Below are 11,742 nucleotides of genomic sequence, written 5' to 3' on the forward strand. Positions count from 1 at the left end.
GTCGGCATGACGGTCGATCCGGGATCAACTGTCCGGGGCGCGGCCGATTGGACCGCCTTCGAGCGCATCGACGACATTCCCGACTGGATCGTCAAGGCCTACACCGACACCTATCACGGTCCGCACGCCGGCGAGCGCAACACGCAGGCCCCGGCGGGCGTTGACCACCTCGACCAACCCGATGATGCGACCGGCCTGCTGACGCCGGGCCTGCTCGCCGCGCACTATCGGCTCGCCGCGCACCGCCCCGCCGGCGAGAGCCGGGTCGCTGTCTACTGGGCCGACGACCCCGGCGGATTCGGGCCCGCACTGCAGGTGGTCACCGATCACGGCGCGATGCTGATGGATTCGGTGACGGTGTTGTTGCACCGCCTCGGGGTGGCCTACGAGGCGATCATGAATCCGGTGTTCGACGTGCATCGCAATTCCGCCGGGGAGTTGCTGGGCGTGGACCCGAAGTCCGGCGGTGACGACGCCGTGGAGGAGACCTGGATCCACATCCAGTTGTCGCCGTCGGTGAATCGCGATGCGCTCGCGGCTGCGAAACGCCTGCTGCCCGGCGTCCTGATCGATGTCTGCCGGGTGGCAGCCGATTCAGCGGCGATGATCGCCACCCTCAACGGATTGGTCGAAGACCTTCAAGCCGACCGCGACGGTCGCTATCCCGGTCCCGACCGACAAGACGTCGCGGCGCTGCTGTGCTGGTTGGCCGACGGCAACTTCATGGTGCTGGGCTACCAACGCTGCCCCGTGCAAGACGGCATCGCCGCGGCTGACGAGTCGAACAGCCTCGGCGTGCTTCGCGGCCGGAAAAACGCCCGCCGCGAGCTGACCGACGACAACAAGCTGCTGATGCTGGTGCAGGCGTCGGTGCCCAGCTACCTGCGCTACGGCGCGTACCCCTACATCGTCGTCGTCCGCGAGAACGGCGAGGCCGGTGTTATCGAGCACCGCTTCATCGGCCTGTTCACCGTCGCCGCCATGAACGCCGACGTGCTGGAGATCCCGGTGATCGCGCGCCGCGTCCGCGAGGCGCTGGAACTGGCCGACCGCGACCCAAGCCATCCAGGTCAGTTGCTGCTCGACGTCATCCAGACCGTGCCGCGTTCAGAACTATTCGCGCTCAGCTCCGAGCGGCTGCTGGCAATGGCGGAGGCCGTCGTGGATCTGGGGTCGCGGCGCCGCGCCCTGCTGTTCCTACGCGCTGACCCACTCGAACACTTCGTGTCGTGCCTGGTGTATTTGCCGCGCGACCGCTACACCACGGCGGTACGGCTGGAGATCGAGGACATTCTGGTGCGCGAGTTCGGCGGAACAAGCCTGGAGTTCACCGCCCGTGTCACCGAATCGCCTTGGGCGCTCATACATTTCATGGTTCGACTGGCGGACGGATCCACCCTGCCCGGCGTCGACACCTCCGACGAGAACCGTATCCGGATTCAGGGCCTGCTCAGTGAAGCCGCGCGGACGTGGGCAGACCGGCTCATCGGCGCAGCAGCGGACGGTGCGGTCGACCAGAGCACGGCCGAGCACTATGCGACCGTTTTCTCTGAGGCATACAAGCAGTTCGTCACTCCCGAGGAGGCGATCGACGACATCGCGGTGATCGAGGCGCTGACTGACGACTCGGTCAAGCTCGTCTTGACCGAATACGACCAGGCAGACGGGATCGCTCAGCTCACCTGGTATCTGGGTGGCCGAACCGCCTCGTTGAGCCAGCTTCTGCCGATGCTGCAGTCGATGGGCGTGGTGGTATTGGAAGAGCGGCCTTTTACCGTCACCCGGCCGGACGGTTTGACTGTGTGGATCTACCAGTTCAAGATCTCGCCACACCACACCATCACCTTGGAATCCGGCTCCGAACAACAGGCAACCGCAATACGATTCGCTGACGCGGTCACCGCGATCTGGCAGGGACGCGTCGAAGTCGACCGGTTCAACGAACTGGTGCTGCGCGCCGGTCTGACCTGGCAGCAAGTGGTCGTTCTGCGCAGCTACGCAAAGTACTTGCGGCAGGCAGGTTTTCTCTACAGTCAATCCCACATAGAATCGGTTCTCAGCGAAAACCCGCAGACGGCGGCGGCTTTGGTGGCGCTCTTCGAGGCTCTGTTCGATCCAGCACCGTCCGGCTCGCCGAAAAGCCACGACGCGCAATCGGCCGTGGCGGCGGTCACCGCCGACATCGATGCGCTGGTCAGCCTCGACACCGACCGTGTGCTGCGCGCTTTCGCGTCGTTGATTCAAGCCACGCTGCGAACCAATTTCTTCGTGACACGCGAGCATTCGGCCCGCAGCCAGAATGCCGTGGCGTTGAAGCTGGACGCGCAGCTGGTCGACGAGCTGCCCGAGCCCCGACCCAAGTTCGAGATCTTCGTCTACTCACCACGGGTGGAAGGCGTGCACCTGCGGTTCGGTCACGTCGCCCGCGGCGGGCTGCGGTGGTCGGACCGCCGGGAAGACTTCCGAACGGAGATCCTCGGACTGGTCAAGGCGCAAGCGGTGAAGAACGCGGTGATCGTGCCGGTCGGCGCCAAGGGCGGGTTCGTGGTGAAGCGACCGCCGCCGGCGACCGGGGACTCCGCGGCAGACCGGGATGCCGTGCGCAACGAAGGCATCGAGTGCTACAAGCTGTTCATCTCCGGGTTGCTGGACCTCACTGACAACGTCGACCACAACACCGGTGAGGTCAGCGCGCCGTCCGAAGTGGTGCGGCGCGACGGCGACGACGCCTACCTGGTGGTGGCCGCCGACAAGGGCACTGCTGCGTTCTCCGACATCGCCAACGACGTCGCCAAGTCCTACGGATTTTGGCTGGGCGACGCGTTCGCCTCCGGCGGATCCGTCGGCTACGACCACAAAGCGATGGGCATCACCGCCAAGGGCACCTGGGAAGCCGTCAAGAGGCACTTCCGCGAGATGGGCGTCGATACCCAGACGCAAGACTTCACCGTGGTCGGCATCGGCGACATGAGCGGTGACGTGTTCGGCAACGGCATGTTGCTCAGTAAGCACATCCGGCTGGTGGCCGCTTTCGACCACCGCCACATCTTCCTCGACCCAGACCCCGACGCCGCGAACTCGTGGGCCGAACGCGAGCGGTTGTTCCAACTGCCGCGCTCCAGCTGGGACGACTATGACGAGTCGCTGATCAGCGCCGGCGGCGGAGTGTATAGCCGCGAGCACAAGTCGATTCCCATCAGTGCCGAGGTCCGTCAAGCGCTTGCCATCGAGGACGACGTCGCCGAGCTGGCGCCGCCCAACGTGGTCCGCGCGATCCTGAAAGCACCGGTGGACTTGCTGTACAACGGCGGCATCGGCACCTACATCAAAGCCGAAGCTCAGTCCGACGCCGATGTCGGTGACCGCGCGAACGATTCGGTGCGGGTTAACGCCAACCAGGTCCGCGCCAAGGTGATCGCCGAGGGGGGCAACCTCGGGGTGACATCGCTGGGTCGGGTCGAGTTCGACTTGTGTGGCGGCCGAATCAACACCGATGCGTTGGACAACTCGGCGGGCGTCGACTGCTCTGACCACGAGGTCAACTTCAAGATCTTGATCGACTCGTTGGTTACCGCCGGCAAGGTCAAGTCCGAGGAACGCACCGCGCTACTGGAGTCGATGACCGACGAGGTCGCCGCGTTGGTGCTTTTCGACAACGCCGACCAAAACGACCTGATGGGGACCAGCCGCACCAACGCTTGCAGCCTGCTTCCGGTGCACGCCATGCAGATCAGACATTTGGTGGCCGAGCGCGGACTGAACCGCGAACTCGAGGCGCTCCCCTCGGATAAGGAGATCAACCGGCGGATCGAGGCCGGCATAAGTCTCACCTCGCCGGAGCTGGCAACCCTGATGGCGCACGTCAAGCTCGCGTTGAAGGACGAGCTGCTGGCGACGGATGTGCTGGATCAAGAAGTGTTCGCTGCCCGGCTGCCGCATTACTTCCCGCCCGCGCTGCAGAATCGCTTCGGCCGCGAAATCCGCTCCCACCAACTGCGCCGCGAGATCATCACCACCATGCTGGTCAACGATGTGGTTGACACCGGCGGCATCACCTATGCCTACCGGATCACCGAAGATGTCGGTGTTAAACCGGTGGACGCGGTGCGCACCTTCGTTGCCAGCGACGCCATCTTCGGAGTCGGTCAGCTTTGGCGGCAGATCAGGGCGGCCGACTTGCCGGTCGCGGTGTCCGACCGGATGACGTTGGACAATCACCGGCTGATCGACCGAGCCGGGCGGTGGTTGCTGAACTACCGTCCGCAGCCGCTGGCCGTCGGCGCTGAGATCAATCGCTTCGCGCGGAAGGTTGAAGCGCTCACCCCGCGCATGTCAGAGTGGCTGCGCGGCGACGACCAGGCCATCGTGGAAAAAGACGCTGCTGGGTTCGTTGCTGAAGGCGCGTCGAAAGATCTCGCTTACATGGTGGCCGCCGGCTTATACCGCTTCAGCCTGCTCGACATCATCGACATCGCCGATATCGAGGACCGCGATCCGGCCGAGGTGGCCGACACCTATTTCGCGTTGATGGACCGTCTCGGTACCGACGGTCTGCTGACCGCGGTGTCCGAGCTGCCACGCGACGACCGCTGGCATTCGTTGGCGCGGTTGGCAATTCGCGATGACATTTACGCCTCATTGCGGTCACTTTGTTTCGACGTGCTCGCCGTCGGTGAGCCGGACGAAAGCGGCGAAGAGAAGATCGCCGAGTGGGAACACACCAGCGCGTCGCGGGTAGAGCGCGCTCGGCGCACCCTCAACGAGATTTACGAAAGTGGCCAGAAGGACCTGGCGGCACTTTCCGTCGCTGCCCGGCAGATCCGTCGGATGACGCGGACCAGCGGACGAGGATCGTCCGGGTGAGCACCCGATTCGTCGCACCCGTACCGGTGCGCTGGTCCGACATCGACATGTACCAGCACGTCAACCACGCGACCATGGTGACCATCCTCGAAGAGGCGCGCGTGCCGTTTCTCAAAGACGCCTTCGTCGCCGACATCGTCACCATCGGTCTGTTGATTGCCGACGTACAAGTCAGCTACAAAGGTCAACTACGGCTGATGGATTCGCCGCTGCAAGTGACCATATGGGTGAAACGACTTCGGGCGGTTGACTTCACCCTCGGGTACGAGGTGCGCTCGGTCAACGCCGACCCGGTGTCGAAGGCCGCCGTGATCGCCGAAACACAGTTGGCCGCATTCCATATCGACGAACAGCGACTGGTGCGCCTTGCGCCACACCACCGGGAGTACCTGCAGCGGTGGCTGCGGTAGCTGAACGCGGACTCTGGTTACCCGACGTTGACGACCGCAGCGATCTGGGCACCTTCGTCGACCGCGCGATACGACTCGACGACGCCGCGGTGATTCGGCTTCGCGCCCGATCGGCCGCATCGCTGACAGCATGGTTGGCCACCGGCTTCGACGTGTTGGCCAGCCGCGTGGTAGCCGGCACTATACGGCCCAGCGACTTGTCCGCCGGCGCTGACAATTTGGCGCGTGGGCTCTCAGCAGTGGACCGCTCCGGCTACGTCGACTGCGGGTTCCCGATGGATTCGGCATGGCGAGGCGCGCTGCCCCCAGATTCAGGATTCACCCATGTCGACGACGTACCGGCCCGCGCGGTACTGGAGCTGGCGCAGCGCGGTGCGCAGCTGGCCAAAGAACACGGCAGCACGCACGGTCCGCCGGTCTCCCTCCTCGACCAAGAGGTGGTCCGGGTGACCTCGGCTGATGCCGGCGTGGGTGTCCCGATGCGGTGCGTATTCGCGTTGACCGCAATGGGTTTCCTGCCTCAGTCGCCGGAGGCCGTCAGCGCAGACGAGATCGTGCGGGTCCGGATACTGCCGGCCTGGCTCCGTATCGACGCCCGATTCGGCTCGGTGTATCGCCGTCGCGGCCATCCGGCGCTGGTGTTGCGCTGACGCACGGTCTGGGCGCCGGTGGACTGCGGTACCGGTGGGAATCACCGCGAATTTGTCCTCCTTTATTCCAGGTCCGCCTACGGACCGTAACGCAACCACAGTGGCAGTACGGAGTGCAGATAATCCATGAATTTCTTGAGCCCCACCCGATACTGTCCATACCCGTAGCGGTCCGGTCCGTACTCCGGATAAGCGATGCCCACACCGAAAAGTCCGGGCGCAATTATTCCGTTGTTCGGGTTGTAGTCCAATTCGCCCCATTGTCTAGTTTCCGGCAGTTTCCTGCGCTCGAAGCCGACGGTATAGATGGCACGGTCGCACTGCGCAAGTTTCTCGTCGAAATCGGGGCTGGAAACCCAACATCTCTCCAGCCGGTCAGGCAAATATCCATCGATATTTTGTCGAGCCCACTCAGCCGCTTTTCCTTTGAGACCGACATCGTCGAACAAAATCCAGTCATCGAAGTAGAGGGCGTACCGCAGTGGGCTGCGATAGAAATTGATTACCTTCTCGACCGGATGGCGCAGAAGATACGGCAAGGCGATCATCGTCGAGTGCGAAGAACCGAACACCGCGACGGTCGCGCCTTCCAGCGGTTGTTCCGCCAGCTTCTCCGGATCGAGAGCGACTTCCACCGGTATTTCGTCGAGTCCAGGATAGTCGAGCTTTTTCGGCACCGCTCCCACGGCCAGGATCACGTTCTCCGATGCGAGCTCCCGCTGGCTGGTCTCGATCAGCCAGCGCCTTTCTGTCAGGGTGAGCGCGGTCGCTTTCGTTTGATAGACATTTACTCGCTCACTGAGGTGACCGGTGATCCATTCCAGGGGTTCAGCGACCAAAGCGAGTGCGCAGGTTTCTTGCGAGTCGATTTCCCGCAACGGCAGGGGAGGCGCCTCGGAGAATCGGAAAGCGGCAGAGCCGTTGAAGTAATCGAGAAAAAGTGCGAGGTGAGTATTGCTCGACACGGAACGCCACTTGCGGCCGATGTCTCCGGCGGCAAATTCGGGATCAATCCAGGCGATCCTCTCGGGCGCTATCCCGTGATCTATCAATCTGCCCACCGAAGCGATTCCTGCGGGTCCGGCTCCGATCACGGTCCATGCATAGGGTGCCATGGACCACATATATAGAGCAGCAGGACGCAAAAAGCCACCTGCGCCCGGCGCGGATTGACGCCGCTATTCTTCGTTGCTCAGATAAGGCAGTGTGCGAAAACGCCAAACTGCACTGCGGTCGTCAGCTCGGCAGCGGGTCGAACCGGAAGACTGCGTACTTCCTATCAACACGCTTGGTGTATGTCAAGATTGTTGACATGGGCGAGAATCAAGACCAACCGCTGGGCTATTTGCTGTACCGGGTGATGGCCGCGCTGCGGCCGCAGGTCAACGCCGAGCTGAGGCCCCTTGGCCTCGGTCTGCCTGAATTCGTGTGCTTGCGAATTCTGTCGTTATCACCGGGCCGGTCCAGCGCCGAGCTCGCCCGCGACACCAATGTGTCGCCGCAGGCGATGAACATGGTGCTGCGCGGATTGCAAGACAGTGGAGTAGTGGCCCGGCCAGCATCGGTGTCGTCCGGTCGCGCGCTGCCCGCTGAGCTCACCAGTAAGGGTCGAGGGCTGCTGAAGCGTGCCGAAGCAGCCGTGCGGATCGCCGAGGAGCACATCCTCACCGACCTCACCGTCACAGAACGGCAGGAGCTGAAGCGGCTGCTGGGCGCCTCGGGGTCCGGCGCGATCGACAGCTCGGGACCGTCTGCAAGTGAGTTTTAATTCGGGACCGGTCAGACCAGCCAGGCCGCGGCGTTGGGCGGCAACACACCGTCGGTCAGCGGTGCGCTGGACAGGATCACTTCGCCGTCGGGCAGTGGCAGCGGCTGATCGCCGGCGTTCAGCGCGCACACCAGTCCGCCGTCGCGGCGCCGGAAGATCATTGCGTCGTCCGGTGAAGGCAGCCACTCGACACCAACCCCGTCGAACTCGGCTCGCGTGCGGCGCAACTGGAGCGCACGTCGGAAAAACGACAGCGGAGAATCGGTGTCGCTGAGCTGCTTCTCGACAGTCAGGTCTACCCACTCCGGCGGGATCGGCAGCCACGTGTCGGGCGACCCGGAGAACCCGAAAGGTGGAGCGTCGCCGCGCCACGGGATCGGGATGCGGCAGCCGTCGCGGCCGCGTTCGGTGCGTCCCGAGCGTTCCCAGGTCGGATCCTGCAGCACCTCGTCGGGCAACTCGACATTGGGCAGCCCCAGTTCCTGGCCGTTGTAGAGGAACACCGCGCCCGGCAGGGCGAGCATCACCGTCGCGACCGCCCGGGCCCGGTCCAGCCCGACGCTGCCCCCGCCGTAATAGGTGGTTCTTCGCTCAACGTCGTGGTTTTCCAGCGTCCACGTGGGAGTCGCGTTCTCGATCGCCGCTGCGGCCAATGAGTTCTCAATCGCGTCACGGATGCTGTCGATGTCGAAGTCGGCCCGCACCAAGCGGAAGTTGAAACCCAGATGCAGCTCGTCGGGCCGCAGATACTCGGCCCATTGGGCGTTGTCGAACACCCACACCTCGCCGATGGTCACCGCGTGGGGATAGTCGTCCATCACAGTGCGGATGTCGCGGTGAATCGCATGCACGTTGGGATGGTTGAAGCGGGGATCGCCATCGTTGAGGAGCCGCGGCCGCATGGTGACCTCGGTATCCGGGAGACCCGGCGGCTTGGCCATGCCGTGTGCGACGTCGATGCGGAAACCATCGACGCCGCCCTCCAACCAGAACCGCAGCGTCTTCTCAAAGTCGTCGAAGACCTCGGAATTATCCCAGTTCAGGTCGGGCTGCTCGGCGTCGAACAGGTGCAGATACCACTGGCCCGGGTTGCCGTCCGGTTCGACGACCCGGGTCCAGGCCGGCCCGCCGAACACTGACTGCCAGTTGTTCGGTGGCTTCAGGCCGCCTTGTCCCCGGCCGTCGCGGAAAATGTAGCGATCCCGCGCGGCGCTGCCCGGCCCGGCGTTGAGCGCGGCCTGGAACCAGGGGTGCTGAGAACTGGTGTGGTTGGGCACCAGGTCCATGGTGATTTTGATGTCGCGTTCGTGCGCGGCGGCGATCAGCCGCTCCAGTGCGGCCAGCCCGCCGAACAGCGGATCCACGTCGCGCGGATCGGCCACGTCGTAACCGTGGTCGGCCATCGGCGACACGGTGACGGGGTTGATCCAGATCGCGTCGACGCCGAGCAGGTCGAGGTAGTCCAGATGGGCCAACACCCCGTCGAGGTCGCCGACACCGTCACCGTCGCTGTCGGCGAAGGAGCGCGGGTAGATCTGGTAGAAGATCGCCCGCGACCACCACGGATCTTGTTGCGGGCCGCTCATCAGAACGCGGAGTTGACGAGGGAGTGGGCTGCCATTTCCAGGTAGTCCAGCAATTGCCGGCGGTGTTCGTCGTCGAGAGTCCGCGAGTCGACGGACGCGACCGCGGTGTGCATGCACCGCAGCCAGGCGTCCCGCTCGATCGGTGAAATTCGGAACGGCACGTGACGCATCCGCAGCCGGGGGTGGCCGCGCTGGTCCGAGTAGGTTCGCGGACCGCCCCAGTACTGTTCGAGGAACATCCGCAACCGTTCCTCGGCGCCGGAGAGGTCTTCTTCGGGGTACAGCGGCCGCAGGATCTCATCCTCGGCGACCAGCTCGTAGAACCGCGACACGATGGTACGGAAGGTCTCGGCGCCACCGACGGCGTCGTAGAAGGTCTGCTGCAGCTGTTCCATTCCCTCCATTGTGGGCCATCGCGGTCATGGTCACCGCCGGGCGGCGCACAACGCGACGGATTCAACACCCGAAATTCACCGGAGGGACCGGCTCACACACCGCGATTTGGGGTGCGGTCGGTGCCGAATCATGGTGGACTGTTCGGCGGAGGACGCATGGCGCAGCGCAATAAGCGCCGCGGCCACCGTATTTCCGGTGCCGCGGCAGGCCTGAGTGGGGCCGTTGCCGGTTCTTCTCTGCCCGGCTCCTGCCTGCATGGTTCTGGTCTGCATGGTTCTGGTCTGCATAGTGTCGACGCCCATTCCCACGCCGGCCGCGACGCCGGCTCGATCTGGAACCGCCGGCGGGTGCTGCTGTTGAACTCGACCTACGAGCCGCTGACCGCGCTGCCGGTACGGCGCGCGATCATCATGCTGATCTGCGGTAAGGCCGACGTGGTGCACGACGATCCGACCGGTCCCGTCGTGCACTCGGCCAGCAGATCCATCGCGGTGCCGTCGGTGATTCGTTTGCGCACCTTTGTCCGGGTGCCCTACCGGGCGCGCGTGCCGATGACGCGGGCCGCGCTGATGCACCGGGACCGGTTCTGTTGTGCCTACTGCGGAGCCAAGGCCGACACCGTCGACCACGTGGTGCCCCGCAGTCGAGGCGGTGACCACTCCTGGGAGAACTGCGTGGCCTGCTGCTCGACCTGCAACCACCGCAAGGGCGATCGGCTGCTGTCCGAATTGGGCTGGACTTTGCGACTGGTGCCGGCGTCACCGAAGGGACAGCACTGGCGCCTGCTGTCGACGGTCAAGGAGCTCGATCCGGCCTGGGCGCGATACCTCGACGAGGGCGCCGCCTAACAGGCTCAGCTGACCGATTTGGCGGCGGTGGGATACCGTCAGGGTCGTGAGCATGATGGAAATCCACCTGTTATCCGTGGGGGTTCCGGCTGTGCTGGTTCTCCTGTTGGCAGCGCTGATCTACCGCCACAAGGGGCCGCACCCGGCGACCTACAAATTGCCCGAGCCGTGGACGCATCCGCCGATCCTGTGGGCGGCGACCGAGGAAAACGTGGGCGGCCACCACGGTCACGGCGCAGCGGAGTTCAGCGTGGGAGGTGGCGCCAGTGGCAAGTGGTGAGATCGCGACAATCGAGCCCGCCGACCTACCCGACGGTTGGGCGGTCACGGCCAGCGGACGCCTTTCCGGGGTCACCGAGCCCGGTGAAGTCTCGGTGCACTACCCCTTTCCGATCAAGGATCTCGCCCGCGTTGACGACGCCCTGAGTTACGCCACCCGGGCATCCGATGCCCGGTTCGCGGTGTACATCGGCGACTTGGGCAGCGACACCGCCGCCCGGGCCCGTCAACTCCTGGCGAAGGTGCCGACACCGAATGATGCGGTGCTGATCGCCGTCTCGCCCGACCAGCACGCCATCGAAGTGGTCTACGGCTCACAGGTCCGTGGGCGCGGCGCCGAATCCGCCGCACCGCTCGGTGTGGCCGCCGCCGCCCCAGCCTTCCAAGCGGGCAACCTGATCGACGGGCTGATCGGCGCGATCCACACGCTCAGCTCCGGTATCTCACCGCAGTAGTCCTCCGGCGCGAGCGTGCGTTGCTCCGCGACACGCCGACTACACGTGGCATTCTGTGCACGTTCGCGGCGGAAGGTGCTGCTAGCCCTGTTCCGGGGCGTCGGCGTCGAACCGGCGCGCTCTCAGCGACCGCTCGACACCCGCGCGGCCCTCCACCACCAGCCGCCGCAGCGCCGGCGGCAAGTCGCGACCCGCCAGGAACCGATCGGCCGCGGCGATGGCGTCGTGACTGATATCCCAGGACGGGTACAGCCCGACCACCACCGTCTGAGCCACCTCGCTGGACCGGCGTTGCCAGACACCCGGAATGGCCGCGAAATAACGCTCGGTGAACGGCTTCAGCAACTCGGACTGACCCGGCTCGACGAAGCCGGTGATGATGGAACGCGCGGTGATGTTGGCCAGCGCGTCGTCCTCGGTCACCGTCGTCCACGCCGCTTCTTTGACCGCCGGCTGCGGCCGCGCCGCCGCGGCCCGGGCACCGTGC

11 protein-coding genes are annotated in these 11,742 nt (G+C 64.8%); 7 read left to right on the forward strand and 4 right to left on the reverse strand.

The features are described 5' to 3' along the window. The first annotated feature begins 6 nt into the window (after positions 1–6). Genes WA317_RS10360 through WA317_RS10370 form a run of 3 tightly spaced genes read left to right on the forward strand, consistent with a single transcriptional unit; the run spans position 7 to position 5,923 of the window. Positions 7–4,863 carry an NAD-glutamate dehydrogenase gene (locus tag WA317_RS10360; protein ID WP_425172944.1) on the forward strand — a complete coding sequence of 1,619 codons (4,857 nt, stop codon included), beginning with the start codon at positions 7–9 and terminating at the stop codon, positions 4,861–4,863. Continuing rightward, on the forward strand, positions 4,860–5,273 hold the full coding sequence (locus WA317_RS10365) for an acyl-CoA thioesterase (RefSeq protein ID WP_425172945.1): 414 nt from the start codon (positions 4,860–4,862) through the stop codon (positions 5,271–5,273). Before WA317_RS10360 ends, WA317_RS10365 begins: the two co-directional genes overlap by 4 nt. Continuing rightward, positions 5,261–5,923, forward strand: a complete 663-nt coding sequence (locus WA317_RS10370; RefSeq protein ID WP_425172946.1) for a hypothetical protein — start codon at positions 5,261–5,263, stop codon at positions 5,921–5,923. Before WA317_RS10365 ends, WA317_RS10370 begins: the two co-directional genes overlap by 13 nt. 77 nt (positions 5,924–6,000) lie before the next feature. Here WA317_RS10370 and WA317_RS10375 read toward each other — a convergent pair whose 3' ends face one another. Then, positions 6,001–7,038 carry a pyridine nucleotide-disulfide oxidoreductase gene (locus WA317_RS10375; protein WP_425172947.1) on the reverse strand — a complete coding sequence of 346 codons (1,038 nt, stop codon included), beginning with the start codon at positions 7,036–7,038 and terminating at the stop codon, positions 6,001–6,003. Between the two features lie 197 nt (positions 7,039–7,235). On the opposite strand from WA317_RS10375, the gene WA317_RS10380 reads away from it, so the two are divergent. Beyond that, positions 7,236–7,691 carry a MarR family winged helix-turn-helix transcriptional regulator gene (locus WA317_RS10380; protein WP_425172948.1) on the forward strand — a complete coding sequence of 152 codons (456 nt, stop codon included), beginning with the start codon at positions 7,236–7,238 and terminating at the stop codon, positions 7,689–7,691. Positions 7,692–7,702: 11 nt separating this feature from the next. Here WA317_RS10380 and WA317_RS10385 read toward each other — a convergent pair whose 3' ends face one another. Both WA317_RS10385 and WA317_RS10390 read right to left on the reverse strand, forming a co-directional pair. Beyond that, positions 7,703–9,277, reverse strand: coding sequence for a glycoside hydrolase family 13 protein (locus tag WA317_RS10385; protein ID WP_425172949.1), 1,575 nt, complete (start codon positions 9,275–9,277; stop codon positions 7,703–7,705). After that, positions 9,277–9,663, reverse strand: a complete 387-nt coding sequence (locus WA317_RS10390) for a globin (RefSeq protein ID WP_425172954.1) — start codon at positions 9,661–9,663, stop codon at positions 9,277–9,279. Before WA317_RS10390 ends, WA317_RS10385 begins: the two co-directional genes overlap by 1 nt. A 165-nt stretch (positions 9,664–9,828) precedes the next feature. Here WA317_RS10390 and WA317_RS10395 point away from each other — a divergent pair, with 165 nt between their 5' ends. Genes WA317_RS10395 through WA317_RS10405 form a run of 3 tightly spaced genes read left to right on the forward strand, consistent with a single transcriptional unit; the run spans position 9,829 to position 11,255 of the window. After that, positions 9,829–10,521 (forward strand): HNH endonuclease, encoded by a 693-nt coding sequence (locus WA317_RS10395; RefSeq protein WP_425172950.1) that lies wholly within the window; start codon positions 9,829–9,831, stop codon positions 10,519–10,521. A gap of 55 nt (positions 10,522–10,576) precedes the next feature. Beyond that, positions 10,577–10,801: a hypothetical protein gene (locus WA317_RS10400; protein ID WP_425172955.1), complete on the forward strand. Its 225-nt coding sequence runs from the start codon at positions 10,577–10,579 to the stop codon at positions 10,799–10,801. Then, entirely contained in the window at positions 10,788–11,255 is a 468-nt protein-coding gene (locus WA317_RS10405; RefSeq protein WP_425172951.1) for a DUF5130 family protein, read from the forward strand. Before WA317_RS10400 ends, WA317_RS10405 begins: the two co-directional genes overlap by 14 nt. 81 nt (positions 11,256–11,336) lie before the next feature. On the opposite strand, the gene WA317_RS10410 is transcribed toward WA317_RS10405, so the two are convergent. Then, positions 11,337–11,742: ERAP1-like C-terminal domain-containing protein (locus WA317_RS10410; protein WP_425172952.1), on the reverse strand; the 406-nt coding region annotated here is incomplete at its 5' end.

It is taken from the genome of Mycobacterium sp., from assembly GCF_049802695.1.
Taxonomy (GTDB): domain Bacteria; phylum Actinomycetota; class Actinomycetes; order Mycobacteriales; family Mycobacteriaceae; genus Mycobacterium.

Excerpts from the sequence above, each read along its gene's own strand:
- WA317_RS10360 (WP_425172944.1), top strand. The coding sequence starts at position 7 with ATGACGGTCGATCCGGGATCAACTGTCCGGGGCGCGGCCGATTGGACC.
- WA317_RS10375 (WP_425172947.1), bottom strand. The coding sequence starts at position 7,038 with ATGGCACCCTATGCATGGACCGTGATCGGAGCCGGACCCGCAGGAATC.
- WA317_RS10380 (WP_425172948.1), top strand. The coding sequence starts at position 7,236 with ATGGGCGAGAATCAAGACCAACCGCTGGGCTATTTGCTGTACCGGGTG.
- WA317_RS10385 (WP_425172949.1), bottom strand. The coding sequence starts at position 9,277 with ATGAGCGGCCCGCAACAAGATCCGTGGTGGTCGCGGGCGATCTTCTAC.
- WA317_RS10395 (WP_425172950.1), top strand. The coding sequence starts at position 9,829 with ATGGCGCAGCGCAATAAGCGCCGCGGCCACCGTATTTCCGGTGCCGCG.
- WA317_RS10400 (WP_425172955.1), top strand. The coding sequence starts at position 10,577 with ATGGAAATCCACCTGTTATCCGTGGGGGTTCCGGCTGTGCTGGTTCTC.